The 22,499-nt window shown below is 49.8% G+C and carries 20 protein-coding genes; 12 read left to right on the forward strand and 8 right to left on the reverse strand.

Annotated elements, in window-relative coordinates; genetic code table 11:
* The first annotated feature begins 75 nt into the window (after positions 1 to 75).
* Genes EH243_RS15060 through qhpG form a run of 3 tightly spaced genes read left to right on the forward strand, consistent with a single transcriptional unit; the run spans position 76 to position 3,878 of the window.
* A complete protein-coding gene (locus EH243_RS15060) occupies positions 76 to 1,821 on the forward strand; it encodes an ABC transporter ATP-binding protein (protein ID WP_126159492.1) in 1,746 nt (581 codons plus the stop codon).
* Entirely contained in the window at positions 1,808 to 2,527 is a 720-nt protein-coding gene (qhpE, locus tag EH243_RS15065) for a subtilisin-like serine protease QhpE (protein ID WP_126159493.1), read from the forward strand. The genes EH243_RS15060 and qhpE overlap by 14 nt, the downstream gene beginning before the upstream one ends.
* Positions 2,517 to 3,878 (forward strand): flavin-dependent monooxygenase QhpG, encoded by a 1,362-nt coding sequence (gene qhpG, locus EH243_RS15070; protein ID WP_126159494.1) that lies wholly within the window; start codon positions 2,517 to 2,519, stop codon positions 3,876 to 3,878. Before qhpE ends, qhpG begins: the two co-directional genes overlap by 11 nt.
* A gap of 33 nt (positions 3,879 to 3,911) precedes the next feature.
* Here the strand turns inward: qhpG and EH243_RS15075 are convergent, their stop codons facing one another.
* Together EH243_RS15075 and EH243_RS15080 are read right to left on the reverse strand one after the other, a co-directional pair.
* Complete coding sequence (locus tag EH243_RS15075; RefSeq protein ID WP_126159495.1) at positions 3,912 to 4,385, reverse strand: NADAR family protein; 474 nt, start codon at positions 4,383 to 4,385, stop codon at positions 3,912 to 3,914.
* Positions 4,386 to 4,696: 311 nt separating this feature from the next.
* Entirely contained in the window at positions 4,697 to 6,196 is a 1,500-nt protein-coding gene (locus EH243_RS15080; protein ID WP_126159496.1) for an aldehyde dehydrogenase family protein, read from the reverse strand.
* A 632-nt stretch (positions 6,197 to 6,828) separates the two neighbouring features.
* On the opposite strand from EH243_RS15080, the gene peaA reads away from it, so the two are divergent.
* The 6 genes from peaA to EH243_RS15110 all read left to right on the forward strand — a co-directional run bounded on the left by peaA (position 6,829) and on the right by EH243_RS15110 (position 15,137).
* Positions 6,829 to 8,424, forward strand: coding sequence for a quinohemoprotein amine dehydrogenase subunit alpha (peaA, locus tag EH243_RS15085; RefSeq protein WP_126159497.1), 1,596 nt, complete (start codon positions 6,829 to 6,831; stop codon positions 8,422 to 8,424).
* Between the two features lie 79 nt (positions 8,425 to 8,503).
* Entirely contained in the window at positions 8,504 to 9,937 is a 1,434-nt protein-coding gene (peaB, locus tag EH243_RS15090) for a quinohemoprotein amine dehydrogenase maturation protein (RefSeq protein WP_126159498.1), read from the forward strand.
* Position 9,938: 1 nt separating this feature from the next.
* Positions 9,939 to 10,265, forward strand: coding sequence for a quinohemoprotein amine dehydrogenase subunit gamma (qhpC, locus tag EH243_RS15095; protein ID WP_126159499.1), 327 nt, complete (start codon positions 9,939 to 9,941; stop codon positions 10,263 to 10,265).
* 17 nt (positions 10,266 to 10,282) lie between these two features.
* Positions 10,283 to 11,425 carry a quinohemoprotein amine dehydrogenase subunit beta gene (gene peaD, locus EH243_RS15100; RefSeq protein ID WP_126159500.1) on the forward strand — a complete coding sequence of 381 codons (1,143 nt, stop codon included), beginning with the start codon at positions 10,283 to 10,285 and terminating at the stop codon, positions 11,423 to 11,425.
* Positions 11,426 to 11,575: 150 nt separating this feature from the next.
* Entirely contained in the window at positions 11,576 to 12,907 is a 1,332-nt protein-coding gene (locus EH243_RS15105) for an alginate export family protein (protein WP_126159501.1), read from the forward strand.
* A gap of 268 nt (positions 12,908 to 13,175) precedes the next feature.
* Positions 13,176 to 15,137, forward strand: a complete 1,962-nt coding sequence (locus tag EH243_RS15110; protein ID WP_126159502.1) for a sigma-54-dependent Fis family transcriptional regulator — start codon at positions 13,176 to 13,178, stop codon at positions 15,135 to 15,137.
* Positions 15,138 to 15,211: 74 nt separating this feature from the next.
* On the opposite strand, the gene EH243_RS15115 is transcribed toward EH243_RS15110, so the two are convergent.
* Complete coding sequence (locus EH243_RS15115) at positions 15,212 to 15,856, reverse strand: MOSC domain-containing protein (RefSeq protein WP_241235102.1); 645 nt, start codon at positions 15,854 to 15,856, stop codon at positions 15,212 to 15,214.
* Positions 15,857 to 16,025: 169 nt separating this feature from the next.
* Between EH243_RS15115 and EH243_RS15120 the strand changes: the two genes are divergently transcribed.
* The gene (locus EH243_RS15120) at positions 16,026 to 16,688 is read left to right on the forward strand and encodes a YceH family protein (protein ID WP_126159503.1); all 663 of its coding nucleotides are present in this window, start codon (positions 16,026 to 16,028) and stop codon (positions 16,686 to 16,688) included.
* 13 nt (positions 16,689 to 16,701) lie between these two features.
* Here EH243_RS15120 and EH243_RS15125 read toward each other — a convergent pair whose 3' ends face one another.
* On the reverse strand, positions 16,702 to 16,884 hold the full coding sequence (locus EH243_RS15125; protein WP_126159504.1) for a hypothetical protein: 183 nt from the start codon (positions 16,882 to 16,884) through the stop codon (positions 16,702 to 16,704).
* 164 nt (positions 16,885 to 17,048) lie between these two features.
* Between EH243_RS15125 and EH243_RS15130 the strand changes: the two genes are divergently transcribed.
* Positions 17,049 to 17,456 carry a hypothetical protein gene (locus EH243_RS15130; protein WP_126159505.1) on the forward strand — a complete coding sequence of 136 codons (408 nt, stop codon included), beginning with the start codon at positions 17,049 to 17,051 and terminating at the stop codon, positions 17,454 to 17,456.
* Between the two features lie 127 nt (positions 17,457 to 17,583).
* On the forward strand, positions 17,584 to 18,165 hold the full coding sequence (gene betI / locus EH243_RS15135) for a transcriptional regulator BetI (protein ID WP_126159506.1): 582 nt from the start codon (positions 17,584 to 17,586) through the stop codon (positions 18,163 to 18,165).
* Between the two features lie 168 nt (positions 18,166 to 18,333).
* Here the strand turns inward: betI and EH243_RS15140 are convergent, their stop codons facing one another.
* The 4 genes from EH243_RS15140 to EH243_RS15155 all read right to left on the reverse strand — a co-directional run bounded on the left by EH243_RS15140 (position 18,334) and on the right by EH243_RS15155 (position 22,360).
* On the reverse strand, positions 18,334 to 19,056 hold the full coding sequence (locus EH243_RS15140; RefSeq protein WP_126159507.1) for a TorF family putative porin: 723 nt from the start codon (positions 19,054 to 19,056) through the stop codon (positions 18,334 to 18,336).
* A gap of 161 nt (positions 19,057 to 19,217) precedes the next feature.
* Positions 19,218 to 20,423 (reverse strand): choline ABC transporter ATP-binding protein, encoded by a 1,206-nt coding sequence (choV, locus tag EH243_RS15145; protein WP_126159508.1) that lies wholly within the window; start codon positions 20,421 to 20,423, stop codon positions 19,218 to 19,220.
* Positions 20,424 to 20,425: 2 nt separating this feature from the next.
* Positions 20,426 to 21,271, reverse strand: a complete 846-nt coding sequence (gene choW, locus EH243_RS15150) for a choline ABC transporter permease subunit (RefSeq protein ID WP_126159509.1) — start codon at positions 21,269 to 21,271, stop codon at positions 20,426 to 20,428.
* A gap of 153 nt (positions 21,272 to 21,424) precedes the next feature.
* On the reverse strand, positions 21,425 to 22,360 hold the full coding sequence (locus EH243_RS15155; RefSeq protein WP_126159541.1) for a choline ABC transporter substrate-binding protein: 936 nt from the start codon (positions 22,358 to 22,360) through the stop codon (positions 21,425 to 21,427).
* Positions 22,361 to 22,499: the final 139 nt, after the last annotated feature.

The raw sequence follows: 22,499 nt of genomic DNA on the forward strand, positions 1-22,499 counted from the left end.
TGTTGTTCTGTTAAGTAAAAGGCTGTCCGGTGACAGCCTTTTTTGTATTTAAAGCGAATAATAAAAAGAGTCAACATGATCAGATGGTTAAGTGCAGCAATTGATGGGCAGGATCGAGGGCGGTTAGAAGAGGCGTTTCGTTGGCTCTACACCTTTGTTCGACCGCAATCAAAAGCGATAATTGGTTTAATGCTGCTGTCGGTGTGTTCCTCCGCATTGGTGTTGCTGCAACCCTGGCTGACCAAACTGCTGATTGATGAGGGGTTGCTGGCGAAAGATTACGGCATGCTAGTCACCATGGCGATCACGATGATCTTCGTCGGTATCTTCAGCACGGGTTTGTCGGGTGTCAGCCGTTACCTTCATACCCGTCTATCGGGCCGTATTCTGTTTGCCCTGCGCGAACACCTCTATGAACATCTGCAAACCCTATCGCCACAGTTTTATGGTGGCCGCCGTATCGGCGATATTCTTTCCCGTCTCGATGGCGATGTGTCTCAGATTCAACGTTTCGCCGTCGATAGTATGTTCTCGGCCTTAAGCAGCGTATTGGGACTGGCTGGCGCGTTCGCACTCTTGATAACGCTTTCATGGAAACTCTCGTTATTAGTGCTGGTATTGATTCCATTAGAAGTGCTTTGGCTGCGTTGGATGCGCCGTAAAGTCGAACGACAGGCGCGGATTATTCGTGAGCGTTCGGCCGATCTGAGTTCGTTTTTGGTGGAAACCCTACCGGCAATGAAGTTTATTCAGGCGGTGTCTCAAGAGAAGCGGGAATCGGGCAAACTACATAATCTCAGTAACCACTACCTGACTGATTTACTAAAATTACAGGTCACCGAATTTTTCACCCAAGCGGTGCCCGGCACCCTGACCTCGCTGACTCGCGCCACGGCATTTCTGATCGGTGGTTATTGGGTGATTGAAGGGCAGTGGCAGTTGGGTTCTTTGATCGCGTTTTCGACCTATTTGGGGATGGCAACGGGTCCAGTACAAAGTTTGTTGGGACTGTATGTGGCGATTCAGCGGATGTCGGTGAGTCTCGATCGGGTGATGGATCTAAGACGGGCTGAGCCGGATATTACCGCCCCTGACACGCCGGCTATCCTTCCCGACGACATGCAGGGAGAGCTGCAGTTTGATCGTGTGTGTTTTCGCTATCAAGATCGTGACGCCGCGATTCTGGATCATGCCAGTGTCATCATGCCCGCTGGCGGCACCATTGCGTTGACGGGGCCATCGGGTGTGGGTAAATCCACCGTGATCGACCTATTGATGCGTTATTACGATCCGCAACAGGGGCGGATTCTGATCGATGGTATTAATCTGAAACAGCTCGCCCCAATGGAGTTGCGTAAGCGGGTGGCGTTGGTGAGTCAGGATATCACGATGTTCCGCGGCACCTTGATGGAGAATATTCGTTATGCGTCACCCGTGGCCACCGATGCCGAGGTGTTAGCGGCGAGTGACGAAGCCCGCTTATCAGACCTAATCGCCTCGCTGCCGTTGGGCTTGGAAACTCCTTTGGGTGAGCGGGGCAGCCAGTTGTCTGGTGGACAGAAACAACGGGTGGCGATTGCCCGAGCGATTCTGCAAAAACCGATTATTTTAATTTTAGATGAAGCTACTTCAGCGGTGGATGAAGCCACTGAAACGGAAGTGATTGCCAACGTGAATCGTATCTTTAGCGGTAAAACACGCATATTGATCAGCCACCGGGCTTCAACGCTCAGCGGTGTAGACCTGCGTATAGAATTAAAAGATGGCCAACTCGTGGTAGAAAATTCAGTGTCGGAGGTTGAATTAAATGGCATTAACTAAAGCCAATCCGGTGTTGATCGGTATCGTCGATAGCGGTTGTGGTTTTGCCGGATCGGCGACAACGGGCAGCGATCGGGTGGTTGCCGCTCAGGGCTTTCAATATGATGAAGGTGTCGTGTTAACTCCGGCCGATGATGATCAGCTTGGGCATGGTTCTGCGCTGTTAGAGGTGATGGCAACCCAGGCTCCTGCAGCAAACTTTGCTATCGCCCAGATATTCCACGCCCGTTTAAGCACAACACCGGCACAGGTAGCCGCCGCCATCGATTGGTTGGTGGAACAGAAGGTTGATCTTATTAACCTGAGTTTAGGGCTTCGTAATGACCGAGACCTGTTACGCATCGCCTGCGAAAAAGCGATTGCCGCTGGGGTGATCATCTGTGCCTCTTCTCCCGCCAAAGGGGACCCTGTGTATCCTTCGGCTTATCCCGGTGTGTTTCGTATGACCGGCGATGCCCGTTGTGAAAATGCCACTCAGTTGTCCTGTTTGAAAACCCAATATGCGGATTTTGGTGGTTATGTAAAAGCGGCCAACGGGGTGATCGGTGCCAGTGCGGGCTGTGCTCAGATGACCGGTCATATTGGCCGTTATTTGAGTGAAGGTGGAAAGGCTGAACGGGCGGCGGTCGATCACTGGCTGGAAAGTCAGGCGAGCTATTTTGGCGTCGAAGTACGCTTCCCGGCGGGAGTGAATAATGAAGAGTGAACAACATGGCGTGGCAAAGATTGTCGTGCTCGGAGGTGGCCCTGCTGGAGGAGCCACCGCATTAGGGTTAAAAAAACTGGGTTATCAAGTCACCATCATCACTCAACCACGACCTTTTAAAGCGGTTGAGGGGATCTCGGAACGCGTGCTGGAAGGCTTACGTAATGCGGGCTTTCAACAGGCGCTCGCCAATTTACCAGCGGCGTCTCCACGGATGGCTAGTTGGAACGGTGAAACTAATAGTGCCAATACCGAAAGATTGATTAATCGTAGTGAGTTAGATCGAGGGATCGGGTTGGACCTGCAGGCCGCGGGCGTTACGGTTATTGATGGCCGTGTAGACAGAGTTAACTCAAACGATGACGGTTATGCTATTTCGGTTAAGACTGATGCGGATGCGGATGCTGCTGCACAGCTGATCACCGCTGATTTTCTGGTGGAAGCGCGGGGCCGGAGTGCGCCCGGTGCCGGTCTTGAGCGCTTACGTGGCAGTGAAACGGTGTCATTGTTGCAGTATTGGCAGGGTGTGCCCTGTCAGCCACAGTCCGCCGCTGAGAGCTTTCAGGATGGCTGGGCGTGGATGGCGGCTTGGTCTGATGGCACCCGCTATCTACAGCTGACCTTTGATGTGGCTAGTGCTAATCTGCCGGATAAATCCCAGTTAATCGATCACTGTAATCGCATCTTACGGACACTGCCGAGTGCCGAGCCCTTTTTAGATAGGGCTGAGCCAAGCGGGATTATCCATGCCCGCACCAGCACGCCGATACTTTGCCGAGAGGCGGTGGGGGATAACTGGATCAGGGTGGGGGATGCGGCGATGGCTGTCGACCCACTCTCGGGTAATGGGATTTTTCAAGCGCTTTCCAGTGCCCTACAAGCGCCTGCAGTGATCAACACCCTGTTGCAGCAACCGGAACGTGCCGCGTTAGCGAAGCAGTTTTATCAACAACGGGTCGACCATCTATTCTACCGTTTTGCCCGTATTGGACGAGATTTTTATGCCTCTGAAGAGCGTTGGGATAATCCATTCTGGGTTACTCGACGACACTGGCCCGATAGCGAACCCTTGCATCAGGAAACCGATCCCGCGTCCTTGAAAATCGAGACGCTACCGGTGGTCAGTAACGGCTTAATTACCGCTCAAGAGGTGGTCACGACCAATGATCAACCTCTCGGTATTTGGCATTTGAATGGGTTGGAGATGGCTCCGGTGGTGCGCGCCCTGCAACAGCGCGCAGCGGATGAGAATCCTCAAGACTGCCTGCAACAAGCATTAGGGCTGAACCCGCAAACCGCTGCAGGATTAACCCGTTGGCTTTACCAGAACCGGTGGTTGGCGACGGAGTAAAGGAAGGCGTCTGAGGAGCGGCCGACACCGAGGTTATTTTTGCTGTAGTTCCTCGGCAAGCTTGTTGCGAATCTCCATCAGCATCTGACCGTAGGCATTATTGCCTCGCATATCACGGCCGCTGCCCCAGAAATAGTCGTACTGGCTAACATCAGCAATGTCGATATCACCGCTGTCGAGCAGAGTTTGTGCGATATCGGGATGAGTACGGCATTTAATATAGGTACCACGGGTCATCACGGTGACTTTGACCTTATCCCAGTCGTTGCGTTTATTGTGCTGTTTACTTTTACCGAGCTTCATCGCGTCTGTTGGGCTGGGCGCTTGACGGATCTGCTCAGCGTATTGCGGGTCGTCAAACTTCATCGCTTGATAATAGTGTTCTACCGAAGGCCATGTGTATCCATCCAACTCGAAGCTGTGTTTCGAGTAGGATGCCAATGGGTTATTCGGATCACTACGGTTGACTGTTAGGAGCTTTTTCTCTTCTTTGGGTTTAAAAAACATGTTTTTTCCAAGTTATTAAGCGCCTATGCCCAACAGTAATAGGGTCATATTAGAGCGAGTGCGCAAGTCGAGAGCGTATATCAGTCAGGCTCTTAACCTATTAAATCAAAGAGATAAATTAACGGTTTTACGGCTTGATGGAAAGCGTTGTTTTGGCGCAGGGTAATGGTTGTTCGGTGATGCGAGGGATTTCGTGGTGAATAGCGATAAAAATGATGGAGGACAGCGGTGCTAGGTGTTGTTGCTCGATAACGAGAGTCAAAAAGAGCAGCAGATCACGCCGCCACTCTTTTTGTTATAACTTATAAGGTTTAGATACTGATCAAGACCGATTTTATTTCGGTGTAATGCTCAATAACATCACTGCCCATCTCTCGACCTAGACCTGACTGTTTATAGCCACCGAACGGTAGAGCAGGGTCGAGTGCGGTATGGCAGTTCACCCACACTGAGCCGGATTTGATGCGAGGGATCATCCGGTGCACCTGCGATAGATTGTTTGACCAGATGCTGGCACCGAGGCCATATTGGCTATCGTTGGCGATACGCACCGCTTCTTCGATATCATCGAAGGGCATTGCGACCAGTACTGGGCCAAAGATCTCCTCCTGTACCACCGCAGAATTTTGGTCGACATCCACCATCACTGTTGGTTTAACGAAAAAACCGGGGCCGTCAATCGCGCCACCACCGGTGGTTATCGTGGCGCCATTATCACGCCCTTGATCGATATAGTTACACACCCGCTGTTGTTGTTTCGCTGAGATGAGTGGACCCATCTGGGTATTGGGGTTTAGGCCCGCCCCGATGGTCATCTCTTCGGCGATGCTTGAGATATCCGCCACCACGTTATCGAAGTGTTTCTTGTGAACATAGAGGCGTGAACCGGCACAGCATACCTGTCCTTGGTTAAAGAAGATGGCATTGGCCGCACCGGCTGCCGCCGTAGGGATATCGGCATCTTCTAAAACGATGGTGGGGGATTTACCACCGAGTTCCAGCGTCACCCGCGTCATGGTATCCATCGCGGCTTTACCGATTAGCTTGCCAACCTCAGTCGAGCCGGTAAAGGTGAGTTTATCCACATCGGGATGATGAGACAGGGCGGCACCGGCTTCGATACCGGTGCCGGTAACAACATTCAAGACTCCCGGTGGATAACCTGCTTCTAGGGCCAGTTTGCCTAGCATCAGGGCGGTGAGTGGGGTTTCATCGGCGGGTTTCAGTACCACGGTACAGCCTGACGCGAGTGCAGGACCTAACTTCCAGCAGGCAAGCAGTAATGGAAAGTTCCACGCGACAATGGCACCGACCACACCGACGGCTTCTCGGCGAGTATAACCATGGAACTGAGCATCCGGCATAAAGGGTACAGAGACATCAACACTACGGCCCTCGATTTTAGTGGCAAAACCGGCCATATAACGCAGAAAATCGACACCAACGCGGATATCCACATGTTCTGCAACGGCGACATTTTTACCATTATCCAGGGTTTCGATTTCAGCCAGCAATCCCGCATTTTTCTCAATGAGATCGGCGAAGTTCCATAGCAGTTTTTGACGATCTACCGGCTTGATGCGGCTCCACTCTGAATCTTCAAACGTTTTGCGGGCCATTGCGACCGCTTTATCAATATCCGCCTTGCTGCCACTCGGTACGGTGGCTATCTGTTCGCCATTGGCGGGATTGATGACCGGTAGGGTACGACCATCTTCGGCATCAAGCCATTGGTCGCCGATCAAAAATTTATGCTGACGTTGGATAAAATCTAGCGCTTCTGTTGAAGGAGAGAATTGTGTTTCGCTCATATTTATAAACCTTTTTATCGTTATATTCTTTGTGACCGAGGTCTGAAATCCTATACCGGCAATCCGCAACGCAGTGGGATGGCTATTCAGTAGAGTTGCTATCGCAAGGGCTGTGCCAGAGTGATTAAATATAACTAACTTATTGTTTTATATTTGTTTGTTTGTGGTTTTTAATCGAGAGGCGGCAGCGTCTAACTGTTTTACTCTGAGACAGAGTGTTAAAAAATAAGTCAGTTGGCAGGCTTGTTTGTACGATTGTTGTTCATGAAGGCGGTCTGTAGCGAATGGAATAGCTAGGCTATATGAGCGTCTTATAGAGTTGATTCGAGGATGAGCATGCAGGGCGTCGCATCGAGGCGGGTTCTTCTGCGTGACGTTTTTCTCGATCAGCTTTGCCGGTGAATACCGCAGGACCTATCTCGGTACTGTTACATTTTTGAACAGCGGTGTTGCGTAATAAAACACTCGCCACGCCGTTTATCTCTAGTGGTTTACCCTTATTTTTAGTTATTTGCTTGAAAACTATAGGGTTATTCTTGTTGGCACAGGCCGTGCTACATATTTTTATAGGTTAGAACTATGGGCGGTGTGAGGCTGCCCAATTAAATTAACAACAAAGGAGTCTGGCCTTGATGAAGAATTTTAAACTACCCCGGTTGACGGGTGGGTTTCTGTTGGGGTTGATGTTACCAACAGGAGCCGTACAGGCGGCTGATGCTGAAGCCATTATTCAAACGAAGTGTATGGCGTGCCATACCCAAGAGAAAGCAGAACCTTTGCAGATGAGCCGTATGAGCCATCAACGGAAAACCCCTGAGGGTTGGTTGATGACCATCGCCAGAATGCAGGTGATGCATGGTCTTGAGGTTACCGATGATGAGCGGCGAACCCTGGTGAAGTACTTTGCTGACAAGCAAGGGCTGGCACCCGAGGAGACCGAAGGTTCTCGTTATGCGATGGAGCGTCGCTTGAATACGATGGAGAGCTTTGAGTCGACTAATTTTGAACAGATGTGTGCTCGCTGTCATTCCGGTGCTCGGGTGCAACTGCAACGCCGTCCGGCGTCTGAATGGAAGCATTTGGTGAACTTTCATTTGGGTCAGTGGCCTAGCCTTGAGTATCAAGCACAGGCACGGGACCGTGATTGGATAGGGCTGGCTTTTAACGAGATGGTGCCGGAGCTTGCGAGTAATTTCCCTCTACAATCGACGAGCTGGGATAACTGGCAAAAAGTGGACAAAATCCCAGCGAGTGGTCGTTGGAGCTTTAGTGCGCATATGGCCAGCAAAGGTGATATTCGTGGCGTGATGACGGTCACCGGAGGCAAAGGTGATCAATATAAGGTCAGTATCGATGGCGAATATGCGGATGGTTCGGCACTGCAAGGTAGTGGTACAGCGATTGTCTATACCGGCTATGAGTGGCGCGCTAACCTAACCGTCGATGGCGTCAAAATGCGTCAGGTGTTTGCCCTTTCGGATGATGGTAGTGAGTTGACGGGGAGGATGTTTGAGGCGTTGCACGATGAAGCCGGTATGGATTTCTCCGCTGTCCGCAATGGCAGTGCGCCAACGCTGTTATCGGTTCAACCTGAATATATTCGCGCCGGCAGTACAGAGGTGCTGACACTGGTAGGTACCGGTCTGGGTGAGGAAATCTCGTTAGGTGAAGGCCTGTCGGTGGTTAATGAAGTTTATCGCGATGAGAACAAAGTGGTACTTCAAGTAACAGCGAATACCACGGCAACCCCAGGCTCACGTGTGGTAAGTGCGGGTAAAGCCGGCGGTGCATCCTTGAACGTCTATAACAAGGTTGATCGAGTAAAAGTTGTACCTGATTTCGCCGTTGCGCGTGTCGGTGGTAATGGTGGTTCAACGCCGAAATACAATGCTTATTTCCAAGCGGAAGCCTGGATGAATGGCGCTGATGGTCAGCCGGATACGGCGGATGATATGCGCATCGGCTATCTACCGGCGAAGTGGCATGTTGAAGCATTCAATGAGCAGGCTGAAGCGGATCGGGATGTGCATTTCACCGGGAAGATGAATGCTAAAACCGGTGTCTTTACGACGGCTGCTGCAGGGCCAAACCCTGAACGGCGTATGTCGACCAATAATGCGGGTAATCTCAAAGTCATTGCTGAAGTAATGGATGGAGACAAGGCGCTCAATGCCGAAGGTCAGATGATCGTGACGGTGCAGCGTTGGAATAATCCACCATTGCCATAAGCCGTTCCTGACTAACACATAAGCGATGTTGTGAACACGGCAGCATCCTGAGAATAATAATAGTGAGGAGGGTCGTTCTATGGGCGCCCAATTAAATCTGGTAGAGCAAAACTTGCATCTCGTCGCCGTCAGTTCGCGACAGATGTTGTTCCATATACCATCGAGTAGCTTATTTGAGCTGGATGGTTTAACGGCACAGTTAATCGAAAGGTTGCGTCATCGGCCGCAACAAACCGCCGAGCAGTTGATTGGTGAATTGTCGGCGCAGTATCCAGCCGATCAGATCGCTGAAACCTTGCAAGAGCTGGTGGCACTGGAATTGGTGAGTGATGGCTCACCATTAACACCGGAAATTGCGCTGAAAAAGATCACCGAGTTTCCGTTGAATACCTTGGTGCTAAACGTCAATACTGGCTGTAACCTCAGCTGCAGTTATTGCTATAAAGAAGACTTAGATAAACCGTCTGAAGGCAAGAAGATGCAGTTCGACACGGCGAAACAGTCGATCGAAATGCTGATTGCCGAATCACCCCATGAAAGTCGTTATAACATTGTCTTCTTTGGTGGCGAACCGCTGTCTAACCTTCGCTTAATCAAAGATGTGGTGGCGTATTGTGAAGCGCGTTTTGCCGAGCTGGGTAAACCGGTGGATTTCACCATGACCACCAATGCTACCTTGCTGACAGAAGATATCGCCGACTGGCTTAATGAGCATCGCTTTGGACTGTCCGTGAGTATGGATGGCCCTAAAGCGATTCACGATAAAAACCGTATCACGGTGGGTGGCCAGGGCACCTATGATGTGGTGAGTCGCAAAGCAAAAATGCTGCTATCCCGCTTTCGCTCCCGGCCCATCGGTGCCCGTGTCACATTGACAAAAGGCGTTACCGATGTGCGCCAGATTTGGGATCATCTGTTTAATGAACTGGGTTTCTCCGAAGTCGGGTTTGCCCCAGTTACTTCCGGTGATATCAGTTATTACAACCTCAGCGATGATGAGTTGGTTGAGGTGTTCCGCAATATGAAGCTATTGGGAGAAGAGTACTTAGCGGCTGCGCTAGAGCATCGGAGTATTGGTTTTTCCAATATGCATCAACTTATTACCGATCTACATGAGGGCAATAAGAAGGCTCTGCCCTGTGGAGCGGGTGTCGCGCTGCTTGCCGTCGATCACGAAGGCGGACTCAACCTCTGTCACCGGTTTACCGGCTCGGGGCTAGATACCTTTGGTGATGTTCACACCGGTATCGATAAGGAGCGCCTCGGCGGTTTTCTCGAGCAACGGCTGGATCGTAGCGATACGGGCTGTGAAAGCTGCCGTATTCGGAATCTCTGTTCCGGTGGCTGCTATCACGAAAGCTATGCCCGTTTTGAAGATCCAACTCAACCTGTTTATCACTACTGCGATCTGATGCGCGATTGGGTGGACTTTGGTATCGAAGTTTACAGCCGCATCATGGCCGAAAATCCGGCTTTCATCGACAGTTACATATCTCCTCGGAGGGCTCATTGATATGAAACATCTCAAGCCTGTGAATAACAAAGCACATACTCTTACTAAAGCCGTAGCCGACGATCAGGTCGAAGAAGTCGTGGCGATGCAGTCGATTGCGGGCTGTACCGCGACCACCGATCCCGGTTGGGAAATCGATGCCTTTGGTGGGGTTACCTCTCTGTGTCAGCCAATGGAATCCGACCTCTATGGTTGTGCCGATCCATGCTGGTGGCCTGCTCAGGTGCCCGACACCATGAACACCTATCCTGATTGGAATGATAACGCGGCGAGTTCCGCGGATAACTGGCGCAATCTGGGAACAGTGTTCCCTGCTGATAAAGACTAATAAACGGGATGCTTACGATGAGACAAAGAATAATGCTTCCTCGCAGCATGACGATCATGCTGACGACATTAACGCTGGGATTAACAACTTTAACCAGTGGTCTGGCGGTTGCTGCCAAGGGGCCTGCGCTAAAACCAGGCAACGAATATATGGTGGTAGCGAACTATCCGAATCAGATGCAAGTGTTAGATTTGCAGACCGATACGCTCTATAAAACCTGTGATATGCCGGATCGTTTTGGCCCCGGAGCTTTGCAGGTCGCTCCGGATAAGAAAACGGCGTATATCCTCAATAATGGATATGAGGATATCTATGGCGTCAATATGGACACCTGTGAGGTGACATTCCACGCGAAAATGGCGCAGACTCCTAAAGAGCGAACCAAAACCTTGTACGCCTTTGCTCTTAGCTATGACGGTAAAGAGTTATATGCGGTGCAAAACCCCACCTTAATGGAGCGGGATCATTACGTCGTGCAACCCACTCGGTTGGCGGTGTATAACACCGATGCCGGATTAGATGCTAAGCCGGTACGGATGTTGCCGTCACCTCGTCTCGTGACGGCCATGCAAACGGGTAAGGATGGCGGTTTATACATGGCGGGTGCCGATATCTATAAAATGGATGTACACACGGGTGAATATGAAGTCGCCGTACCGAGCCGTAACTGGCAACGGGAACGCTATGTTCAGCCGGATGTCTTGAATGTTTGGGCGGTGCAAACACCGACCAAAGACTTCACCATCTTGTATACCACTGCACGCTACCAGAAAGGCTCTGAAGATCTGAATACGGCGGATTGGATCTATGGTTATTTCAATATCAATTTGGAAACCGGTGCTACCGAAACCAAAGATTTTGGTCCGTTAACCGAGATCTATTTTACCGGCACTCGTTCACCGAAAGATCCCAATATTATGTATGGCGTACTCAACCGGTTAGCCAAATATGATATTGAAAAACAAACACTGATTAAAGCCGCAGAGTTAGAGCATTCTTACTATTGCGTCACGCTCAATCAGAGCGGCAGTAAAGTGTACCTCGCGGGGACCAATAATCATGTCGCGGTGTTTGATGCTGATTCCCTTGAGCATTTGAAGACCATTGAGCTGCCGGGGGGTGATATGTCCACCACAACGGCTCAGATTTTTGTTCGCTAAACAACTTCTCTAAGACGGTAACTCCCCTTGCCGCTACTCATCTTGAGTGGCTTAAGGGGGAGCTTTGCCTGAAAACTACCGCAGCGGTGTGTTGGCTCTTTGTTTTATCTTGAACAAGGCTATCGGCACCCTGTTGTCTGGGATTTGATGATGAAAAATAATAATAGACACTTTGTTAGAGTGAACCTCTTGGTTGGCGCACTGTTAGCCACCGGCGTGGCTCAAGCGGCCACAGTATATGAACAAGATGGCAAAACGGTTGAGTTTAATGTGGAGGGGATGGCAGGCATTTTTTCCACCAATGAAAACTATGATGGCGTTGATAATGGCGGTAACGATTGGCAAGAAGGTTATATCAAAGGCGATCTGGTTGGCCGTCAGGCGACCGACAATGGCACGATTTACGGCGGCTTAGGACTCATTGCGCTGGGCACCGGTGGTGATGGCGATGCCGGTGGTTATACCGGCGGTGATGAGGGTGAAGTGAAGGTAGAAAATGCTTTCATCGGTTGGCAGAGCCGTACCGGTCTATTTGATCTCTCTATCGGCCGTCAAGCCTTCACCATTGGCGATGGTTTCATCTTAGCCGGCGATGCCATCAGCTTAGGAGATATGGGGATCTCCGGTGTAGATGTGGATCGCGGCGGTGCTTACTACTTAGCGGGACAAAAAAGCTTTGAAAAAACCGCCATACTTAAAATTGATCTGCAAGGCCCATTACGCAGTGATCTTTTCTGGTTGCAGTCGGATAACCCCTATCATCAGGATACCGAGCTTGCCGGGGTTAACCTTGAGTGGGTCGATGACACTCATGGGACGCTGGGACTGAGCTATATGTCGGTACTGGATGTCGATCAAGGCGCTGGTTTTGGTCTTTGGGATCAGCGTAAGGGGATGGATGTTGTCAGCCTGCGTGGACAGGGTAGTGCGGGGGTTGAGAATCTGTTCCTATCGTTTGAATATGTCGATGAGCAGGGTGGCGATACGGCGGTTAAAAACGATGCGAATGCTTGGTATGTAGAGGGCGGCTGGACCTTTGCCGATCTACCTTGGTCACTAACGCTTAACTATCGTCATGCGGAATTTTCTGGAGATGATAGTGCTACCACGGATAATGAAGCCTTTGATCCGCTATTTTTCGGTTTAACCCGTGGCTTCGGTACTTGGTTTCAGGGTGAAGTGGCCTCTAACTATGCTGGGCCTGCGAACAGCGGTAATGATGTTGATCGCTTAGAGCTACTGCTGCAACCTCGGGACGATCTGACTCTCGGTATGCAGTATTGGGATTTTGGCAAACAGGATGATGCCGGGGATATGTCCGGCCATGAAGTTGATATGTATGCCCTCTGGTCGATTAACGACAACTTTGTCTTTAGCCCACTGGTTGGTTATTACACACCGGACGGTTCAGCGGTAAAAGCAAATCAGGCAAATAATGATAGCAATCTGTACCTGCAGGCGGTGCTGATGTACTTCTATTAAGTGTTGGTTGTTCATGATTGAGGAGTCCCTGCTCCTTCAGCCGCGATAACAGGTTTTATTGCTTACCTCGATATCGCTTTCCCACGCACTGTTTCAGTGTCGTGGGTTTTTTAGCCTGTTATAGACGGGAATTTTATGATGAGCCATCAGCAGCTATTGGCTTGTTCGTATGAAGAGGATTGGGTTGCTATCGTTAAGGTGATACGGTAAAAAATTAGATGGTGTATATTTGACTCGTTAAGCCTAGACGTGGTGAGTGATTATAATAATGAAAAAAACAGCGGTTACAGCCCCGACGCCCGATCAACTTCAGACGGTGGAAATTGCGCGCAGTCGCCTTATCGAACAGGGTGAGGTGCCTAGTGGGGTATTGCGCAGCGAAATAGAAGATTCTTGGTTACGCAGTGTTAATGCCGGGCTTAATTGCGATGCGCCGCTGGATCTGGAAAATCTGTCCAAAGACGGTATCGATGACCTGAGAGATAAAAATCGCCGGCTGATTGAAGCTGCGCATCCCGAAATTAAACAGCTGGTCGAATATTTTCGTGCCGATGGAGGCTTGGTTATGCTGACCGATGAGTCCGCCACCATCCTTAAAATCAAAGGGGAAACCCGCCATCTGGACAGTAATACCCGCTATGCTTTAGCGCCGGGGGCCCATTGGGGGGAAGAGTTGCGGGGCACGAACGGTCCAGGCACGGCGGTGGTGAATCGCTCACCACTGATGATTCGGGGTAATGAACATTTCTTAGATTCTATTGGTTATCTCTCATGTTGCTCAGCCCCTATTTCTGACCCGAAAGGGGAGTTGCTTGGCGTACTCGATCTGACATCGCCAACGGATTACCAAAATTTACCGCCCAATCTCAGCCTCGTACAGCAGGCGATACGATCTATCGAAAACCGTATCTTTAGTGGGCAGTTTCAACAGCATATTGTGCTGAGTGTTCACTCAAGGCCAGAATATCTACGTTCGTCTTGGCAGGGCTTATTAGCGCTGGAATTGGACGGTCATATTCAAGCGGCCAATGATCAAATCTGTCAGTTGCTTAACCGGAAACGGGAACAACTGGTGGGACGCAATCTCGAAGAGCTGTTTGGTGTTCGCGCTGAAGTGTTGCTCACCGATCTACACCGTAAAGGGCGTGGTCAGTTGCGTACCCGAGGCGGAGATTTTTACTGTGAGTTACTACATTTCCCCAATAGTTTACCGACCGCTTATAAGGCACCCCTCAAGTCAAATCGCCATAAAGCCTCACCTGCGCCACTGCATGCGCCACCTTTGAGCGAACTGGCAGGCCAAGATCCACGGTTACAGAAAGGTGTCCGGATGGGCAGCCGAGCATTGTCCCATGAATTGCCGGTCTTGATTCAGGGGGAAACCGGTACCGGTAAAGAGGTGATGGCTAAATCTCTGCATCTTGATAGCCGCCGCTGCCGAGGAGCCTTTGTGGCGGTTAACTGTGCCTCAATTCCCGAAGGGCTGATAGAGTCTGAACTGTTTGGCTATCGGGAGGGCGCGTTTACCGGATCACGGAAAGGCGGCATGGTTGGGCGTCTGGAACAGGCTCAGGGCGGCACGCTATTTCTCGATGAGATCGGCGATATGCCGCTGGCATTACAGGCGCGGTTGTTGCGGGTTTTACAGGAGCGAACCATCTCCCCATTGGGAGGCGGGGATGAGATTGCGTTGGATATCGCAGTTATCTGTGCATCCCATAGAGACCTAAAAGCCTTAGTCGCGGACGGTTTGTTTCGCGAAGATCTCTATTACCGTCTTAACGGGGTCTGTTTGCGCATTCCGGCGTTTCGTGATCGCACCGATAAAGAAGACTTTATTCGCTACTTCTTGCAGCAATTAACGCCCGATGGACGGCAGATAGATATCGACGCGGAGATGATGGCGCAACTGCTGAATTATCATTGGCCGGGTAATATCCGCCAACTGGAAACAACACTGCGGGTGGCTATCGCCTTTATGGAGCCCGATGAGCTGAAGATCGATAGTAGCCATATCAGCGATGACTTTCTTGAAGAGCTGAGTGGGCAGGCTCATGCGATGGGGTGCTTCGGGCAGCATCAGAGTGGGGGCACATTGAAAACCAGTGAGTTGTTAACCATTCAACAGGTGTTAGAGCAGCATGAGGGGAATATTTCGGCAACCGCCGCAGAACTGGGGATCAGCCGAGCAACCCTGTATCGTAAACTTAAGCAACTCGATGATGCTTAGTTGAATGAGTGAATAAATGAGTGCGTGTGCGTTTTAAGGGGCGCTTACCTGTTCGTTAGAATACTTTGCAACCTCTACTCAAAACGCCACTCATCCGACAGCCCAGGGATCTTAGCATTCACTAAAGGTCCCGGCTGTTTATTCAAGCGTTGCAACAATATCTGCCAGATCTCAGCCACCGGAATACTGTTATCCAGTCGATCGAGAAACTTAATGTCATCTCCTCGACGCAGCTGGCCGGTTTCTAATATCCGATAATACCAACCGGAAATCGCCTCAGACATCAGCAATGAGGCGATATGGGCGTTGCCATATTTATGATTGACCTTCCAGCAGGGACGGCGGGGTTGGGATACCTGCACAATAGCGCTGCCAAGCCGAAAGGTATCACCGATATGAACCTCGGTATCGATGAGCCCATGGGTCGATATATTCTCTCCGATAGAGCCGGGTATAAAGCTATCGTTGAGATGGGGCAGGGCTTCTTGTAACAGGGCGTAATGTTCAGCCGGATAGTGATAAAGCGCCTTTTCGGGGCCGCCGTGAACCCGTTTATCCACCTGGATATCGCCATTCAAGCCGAATTCTCCGACTTCGTGACATTGGTCCGAGGCATGTTTGAAAATTCCCGTGGCGGTATTTCCTGGGCCGATGGTCGATAGCTCACCGATATACACCGCTTCAATCGAGGCTTCATGTGGTTTGATTTTATTATCCATGATGGCGTCTCGTGATGAATGTCTGGTTGTCAGTGTAGGGGGCTGTTGCTGAAATCACCAGCTTAACCCTTTCGAGTAAACGGAGTGTTGTTGAATAATTAGGATGCCATTTACTGGAAATAGGGTAACCTTATGAAAGTGTTAATAATTTATTGTAAGAGGGTAGAACATGGATATGGATCTGAGTCTGTTGCAAACGCGGGTGATCGGCTGTTTGATTGAGAAAGAGAAAACCACGCCGGATCAATACCCTCTCACCCTTAACGGCCTAACTACCGCCTGTAATCAAAAAAGTAATCGTGATCCGGTGATGGATCTATCGGATACTGAGGTGCAGGCAGTCATTGATGAGCTAACGCAAAAACATCTCATGCGTGAAGAGAGTGCTTTCGGTAGCCGAGTGGCTAAATACAAACACCGCTTTTGTAATACGGAGTTCTCCGAGCTAAAGCTGAGTGAGCAGGAGTTGGCGATAGTTTGTACGTTGTTTCTACGTGGGCCGCAAACCCCGGGTGAGCTGCGTAGCCGCACTAACCGTCTCTGTCGTTTTAGTGACGTCCATGAAACAGAAGCTGTACTACAAAAAATGAGTGAGCGGGAAGAGTATCCGTTGGTTGTACGCATACCAAGAGAGCCAGGCAAGCGGGAATCCCGCTACGCACATCTGTTTAGCGGCGAAGTAGAAGCGGCTGATCCATCAGAGTACAGCGCGCCTTCGCAAGGCACGCCAACGATGCGTATCAGTCAGGAGACGATACAGGCATTGGAGGAGCGCATCTCAGTACTTGAAAAAACCGTTGCTGAATTACAGGAAAAGTTAGCTGACGAATGAACGTTGTTTTTGCTTAATGGTTGCTATCCGTTTTCTGCTGTGAACCCTGCATGCGAGGAATGCCGCTAAAGCCTGATGGTACGACGGTGACCTTGCCACCCTGTTGTAGGAATTGATTGGTTTGCTGGCTGATGGATTCATGAGTTTCTTCGGCGGGACGTGCTTTGGGCTTATTTCTTTGACGCAAGGCTTTCATTTTATCTCTCACTGGTTGTTAGTTCAGGAATAGACAAGTATAGGCAAGATTGGCGAAATTGCTTAAAAAATAGTCAATTAAACTAGAGCTATGCTCAAGTAAGGCTATGCTTATCCATGCAACAGATTGAATCGTATCTAATTTAGTGAAAGGGGATTGCAGGGATGAGACATCTGCTAGTGTTTGTACTGATCGGTATCATATCGGGTTGCTCAACCGGGGGTGAAGATTTAAAACCCTTTACCAGTGACGGCTGTAGTTCGTTTCCAAATGGCACTCGGGCTGAGAATACGCTTTGGCTTTCCTGTTGTGAGCAGCATGATTTAGCTTACTGGCAAGGTGGCACTTATCAACAACGCCTAGATGCTGATAATGAATTAAAAGCCTGTGTGGCCGGGGTTGGTAAGCCGGAAGTCGCGATGCTGATGCTGGCGGGTGTGAGAGTTGGCGGAAGCCCTTTTTGGCCGACCAAGTTTCGTTGGGGTTATGGTTGGTCCTATTTCAAGCCTTACGGTGAACTGAGTGCCTCGGAACAGGCGCAGGTTAAAAAGTTATTACCGCTTAAGCCGTAGCTCGCTTTTGTAGATCGTTACTTATTTCTGTCTGTTAGCGGTGATAGCGTCTGATTATGGGTTGACAGTTTATGGTCAGAAGAGCATTTTTAATTAAACGACTATTTAAGTATATGGATCTCGGTTAATGCCTAAAGTTGGAATGTCTGAAATACGTAAACCACAGTTAATTAACGCCACAATGGATGCGATTAATGCGGTGGGTTTACATAAAGCCAGTGTGGTGATGATTAGTAGTTATGCCGGTGTCTCTCCCGCCATCATTAACCACTATTTTGGCGGTAAAAGTGGTTTGCTGGAAGCCACCATGCGTTCGGTGTTGAAACAACTGTCTGAAGGCGTTAAGACGCGCTTGCAGGAGGCGGGCCCCGATGATGCGGTATTGCGAATTCATGCGATCGTCGGGGGGAATTTCTCCTCTGATCAGATGGAGAGTAAAGTCGTTAAAACCTGGTTGGCATTTTGGTCCCAATCGATGCACGATGAAGCTTTGTTTCGTTTGCAGCGGGTTAACGAAAAGCGGCTGCTTTCATACCTTCAACTAGAATTGAAAAAGTTATTACCGGCAAAGAAAGCTATTTTTGTGGCCCAAGGGATTGCCGCATTGATCGATGGTATCTGGCTAAGAGGGGCGTTATCGCCGGAGGGTATTAATGCTGAGTTGGCCCAGAGAATGATTTCTGACTATTTGACACTACAGTTGGCTTAATGCTTATCGTGGTTTTTATCTTTAGATGAATGAATAAAACCGTATTAATTACCGCGTGAATATAAAAAGCCCCCGCTTAATTAAACGGGGGCTTTTTTACGGTGATAAAGTGTGAAGGGGAGTGCCACTACCACCTTGGTTTTTATATAAGTCTAGCTGCGCGTGGATTTATTCAAAGGTACGGCTGATGCTAAAAACTGCCCGTGCATCAGCGGTGTCACCCCAATAGTTATCTTCGATATCCGTGTCGGTATAACCTAGGGCTAGGTCAAATCCTGCTAGACTTTTAGCGACAGAGATACCCCAATGATTATAAGAATCATCATCAATATCAGAGCCAAAGTAGTAATCGCCACCGTCTTCTAATAACTTGGTGTGAGAAGCCTCTAGCGTCAGAGCAAAGTCCTCAGGCAGGTTGAACGTATGGCTCAGGATCAGCACCACCGAGTTGCCAACCTCACCGAAGTAATCATCAGAATAAAGTATTTTGGCGGTGGTGTTCTCTTTGTAGGTAATGGCACCATAGAGTTCACCGTAATCGAACTCAGCACCGGTATCGTTGGCGCCAGGGTAGGTATAATAGGCATAACCGACATCATAGCTAAAGTCGTCGTTGATGCTGCTGGCGTAACCTGCATAGTAATCTATTTCGACTTCAGCACTGCTGTAGCCTGTTTCATCTAAGCCTGAAGCCCAGGCACCGACATAGAAACCGGCATCGTTATACCAATCGACACTTCCTTGAAAGGTAGCATCACCATCGGTGCTACTGACGCCGTTGTAGACATAGTCAGATACCAGTGAGACGGTGGCCGACACCTCGGCATGGGCTTGCAGTGCGAAGCTAGCCGATGATGCGATTAGGGAAGTAAGGGCTATTTTCTTTAACATGTTGAATCTCCGGTTTTAGTTTGTGTGTATTCGTTATGTTTCCGAGTGTTTGCCCGAATTTAGGGTGAGTTTTGCCGCTACCTGATAAATCAGGTAGTGCATAAACAGGGTCATGAAAAAGAGCGGTTTACCTATTCAGGTTTCCGCTCTAGCAATCGGTGTTAGCCGCTGGTTACTTCTGCGTCAGAGGTAAAGTGCTTGCCTAAGAGGGCATGATATAAATCTTTATCGGACAGCACGCCCACGAGACTCTCGTTCTCGGTTAGCAGTACAGGGAGCCCGGTGTTATAGCGAATCTCGATGGCGGCCCGCATTGAGATATCGGGTGATGCGATAACAAGGCTGCCTTCTGCTAGGGCATCTATATTTTCGCCCTCCTGCCAGTGATGTAGTGCTAGGGGTTTATCTTGGCGGCTAGCCGACATTACCTGACCTGAGGCATCGAGACTAATACGGGTGTTGTCATTAGGATTAAGGATGAGCATACCGTCATCACGGGCTAATTGAGCCGTTTCGGTCATCAGTGAACGGCCTTTCAATACATTTAGCGGGTTGGTATGCGCGACAAAGTTTTCAACATAGGTATTGACGGGGTTCAGGACAATATCTTCGGGTTTGCCGTGCTGAATAATTTCAGCCGATTCCATAATGGCGATATTAGTGCCAATCTTTAGCGCTTCATCTAGGTCGTGGCTCACGAATAGAATGGTTTTATTGAGGCGTTGCTGTAATTCAATCAGCTCATCTTGGAGCTGGCTACGGATCAGAGGGTCGAGTGCCGAAAAAGGTTCATCCATAAGCAATATATCACTGTCCATGGCGAAGGCTCGGGCAAGACCAACCCGCTGCTGCATACCGCCGGACAACTCATGGGCGTACTTGTCGCTCCATTCATGTAGCCCAACCATCTCTAATTTTTCCATCGCCTTGGCACGACGTTCCTGTTTACCGATGCCTTGCATCTCCAGACCAAAGGCGACGTTATCCAGCACGGTTAACCAAGGCATGAGGGCGAAGCTTTGGAACACCATTGAGATACGACGGGTACGCATATGTCGCAAGGTAGTTTCATCGCAGGAGCCAATATCGACCATCTGATCGCCATCTTGTACTAACAGCTCACCGCGGCTAACGGGGTTTAATCCGTTGACGGCCCGTAAGAGACTCGATTTACCTGAGCCAGAAAGGCCCATCAGGACACAGATTTCGCCTTCAGCCACCTCGATATTGGCGTTATGGACACCGACAACGCTACCCGTTAGATCGATGATCTCCTGGCGGGTTTTACCCTGATCCAGTAGTGTTAGGCTGGCTTCGACACTATCGCCGAACACCACATCTAAATTGCGAATACTGATAGCAGACATGATTAACCTTCCTCTTTAGAACCGGGATTTTTGAAGATACGATCGAGAATAATAGCGACGAGCACAATAGCTAAGCCCGCCTCAAAACCCTGAGAGATATTCACGGTGTTGAGTGCACGGATAACCGGTTTGCCGAGACCGTCAGCACCGACCAGCGCGGAAATAACTACCATCGATAACGACAGCATGATGCATTGGGTGATTCCCGCCATAATACTCGGCATCGCCGCTGGCAGTTCAACCTTAAAGAGTAGTTTGGAAGGCGTGGCACCAAAGGCTTTACCGGCTTCGATAAGCTCATCTGGCACTTTACTAATGCCTAAATAGGTCAGGCGAATAGGGGCCGCAATGGCAAAGATAATGGTTGAGATAAGACCGGGTACCACACCCAAACCAAACAGCACCAAGGTAGGAATCAGATAAACAAAGGTGGGAATGGTCTGCATCATATCCAGTATGGGGCGCAGGTAGGTATAGAGTCTGGGGTTATGGGCGGCCAAAATACCAATGGGAATACCAACAACCACCGAGATAGTGGTGGCGGTCAACACCAGTACGAAGGTTTCGAGCATCTCCTGCCAATAACCTAAGTTTAAGATTAATAGCAGTGCTACGACGACAAAGATTACCAGTGGAATGCTGCGGTGCAGAGCCCACGCAACCGCTGCCGCCATTATCATCGGCACATAGGGTGGAAACCACTGAAAGATATCCACAACCGAGAGGATGACCCACTCGAGGGAGATAGATATCGCATCGAAGAATCCCGCCGCGTTAAACGTCAGCCAATCGACGAAAGCTTCCATCCAGCTACCCAATGGGATTTTATGTTCTGTAATCCAGTTCATACGACTGCCTTTTTATAGTTGGGTTGCCGATATTCAGGTTAGCGTTGTGAATATCGACGGGTAAAGATCACCTCGCTATCGGATGAAGTCTGTTGGTACTTGGCTAATCCGATAGCGCTTGAAGAGTGTTGCAGCTGTTGAAAACCCAGCGTACTAAAGTTCTAAATATTGACGCACAGCGGGTAGTGACGCTTTGCCATCCAAAGTGGTGACACCTTCAAGCCAGTTGTTCAGTACTTCAGGGTGGGTTTTTAACCAAGCGCGGGCTGCGGAAGCAGGCTTCATGCCATCATCCAAAATTGAACCCATGATCTGGTTTTCCATTTCCAAACTGAATGATAGGTTTTTCAGGAGGTGGCCGACATTCGGACATTCTTGGGTGTAGTTTTGACGCACATTGGTATAAATGTTGGCGCCACCGTAGTTCGGGCCAAAAACATCATCGCCACCGGAGAGGTATTCCATGTCGATATTGGCGTTCATCGGGTGTGGTGCCCAACCGAGGAAGACAACCCATTGCTCACGTTTTGCTGAACGGCTGACCTGAGAGATCATGCCGGCTTCGCTGGATTCAACGAGTTTGAAACCTTTCAAGCCGAACGCACCGTCATCGATCATTCCTTGAATCAAACGGTTGCCATCATTACCAGGCTCGATACCGTAGATGCGGCCTTTGAGTTGATCCTTAAATTTTGCAATATCAGCAAAACTTTTTAAGCCTGCGTCATAAGCGTATTTAGGCACGGCTAGCGTATATTTTGCCCCTTCTAGGTTAGCGCGAACGGTTTCAACGGTGCCTGCTTCACGGTAGCTGGCGATATCCGCTTCCATGGTGGGCATCCAGTTACCCAGAAAGACATCGATATCACCATTGGCTAATGAGGTGTAGGTGACGGGTACGGACAACAGTTGGGTCGATGGTGTATAACCTAGGCCGGTAACGACCTCGCTGGCGACGGCGGTGGTGGCGGTGATATCGGTCCAACCGACATCCGAGAAGCGAATGTTATCGCACTGTCCGGCAAAGGCGGTAGAGGCTGTTAGGCTGGCGACGGTAAGCCCTAATACGCGAGTGAAGCGGTTAATCATCGGTGTTGAACTGGTGTTTTTCCGTTGTACATTCATGCGTGAATACCTTTGTTTTCATTAAAATAGGTGCGCTAGTGTTCTCTTCTGTTGTGTTGCTTTTAACGCTGCAACAGTCCCTGTGCAGCAAGGCAGAACAAAG

The sequence above is a fragment of the Amphritea opalescens genome, from assembly GCF_003957515.1.
GTDB classification, from domain to species: Bacteria; Pseudomonadota; Gammaproteobacteria; order Pseudomonadales; family Balneatricaceae; genus Amphritea; species Amphritea opalescens.

Coding starts and splice junctions, on each gene's coding strand:
- EH243_RS15060 (WP_126159492.1), top strand. CDS start 76: ATGATCAGATGGTTAAGTGCAGCAATTGATGGGCAGGATCGAGGGCGG.
- qhpE (WP_126159493.1), top strand. CDS start 1,808: ATGGCATTAACTAAAGCCAATCCGGTGTTGATCGGTATCGTCGATAGC.
- qhpG (WP_126159494.1), top strand. CDS start 2,517: ATGAAGAGTGAACAACATGGCGTGGCAAAGATTGTCGTGCTCGGAGGT.
- EH243_RS15075 (WP_126159495.1), bottom strand. CDS start 4,385: ATGTTTTTTAAACCCAAAGAAGAGAAAAAGCTCCTAACAGTCAACCGT.
- EH243_RS15080 (WP_126159496.1), bottom strand. CDS start 6,196: ATGAGCGAAACACAATTCTCTCCTTCAACAGAAGCGCTAGATTTTATC.
- peaA (WP_126159497.1), top strand. CDS start 6,829: ATGAAGAATTTTAAACTACCCCGGTTGACGGGTGGGTTTCTGTTGGGG.
- peaB (WP_126159498.1), top strand. CDS start 8,504: ATGGGCGCCCAATTAAATCTGGTAGAGCAAAACTTGCATCTCGTCGCC.
- qhpC (WP_126159499.1), top strand. CDS start 9,939: ATGAAACATCTCAAGCCTGTGAATAACAAAGCACATACTCTTACTAAA.
- peaD (WP_126159500.1), top strand. CDS start 10,283: ATGAGACAAAGAATAATGCTTCCTCGCAGCATGACGATCATGCTGACG.
- EH243_RS15105 (WP_126159501.1), top strand. CDS start 11,576: ATGAAAAATAATAATAGACACTTTGTTAGAGTGAACCTCTTGGTTGGC.
- EH243_RS15110 (WP_126159502.1), top strand. CDS start 13,176: ATGAAAAAAACAGCGGTTACAGCCCCGACGCCCGATCAACTTCAGACG.
- EH243_RS15115 (WP_241235102.1), bottom strand. CDS start 15,856: ATGGATAATAAAATCAAACCACATGAAGCCTCGATTGAAGCGGTGTAT.
- EH243_RS15120 (WP_126159503.1), top strand. CDS start 16,026: ATGGATATGGATCTGAGTCTGTTGCAAACGCGGGTGATCGGCTGTTTG.
- EH243_RS15125 (WP_126159504.1), bottom strand. CDS start 16,884: ATGAAAGCCTTGCGTCAAAGAAATAAGCCCAAAGCACGTCCCGCCGAA.
- EH243_RS15130 (WP_126159505.1), top strand. CDS start 17,049: ATGAGACATCTGCTAGTGTTTGTACTGATCGGTATCATATCGGGTTGC.
- betI (WP_126159506.1), top strand. CDS start 17,584: ATGCCTAAAGTTGGAATGTCTGAAATACGTAAACCACAGTTAATTAAC.
- EH243_RS15140 (WP_126159507.1), bottom strand. CDS start 19,056: ATGTTAAAGAAAATAGCCCTTACTTCCCTAATCGCATCATCGGCTAGC.
- choV (WP_126159508.1), bottom strand. CDS start 20,423: ATGTCTGCTATCAGTATTCGCAATTTAGATGTGGTGTTCGGCGATAGT.
- choW (WP_126159509.1), bottom strand. CDS start 21,271: ATGAACTGGATTACAGAACATAAAATCCCATTGGGTAGCTGGATGGAA.
- EH243_RS15155 (WP_126159541.1), bottom strand. CDS start 22,360: ATGATTAACCGCTTCACTCGCGTATTAGGGCTTACCGTCGCCAGCCTA.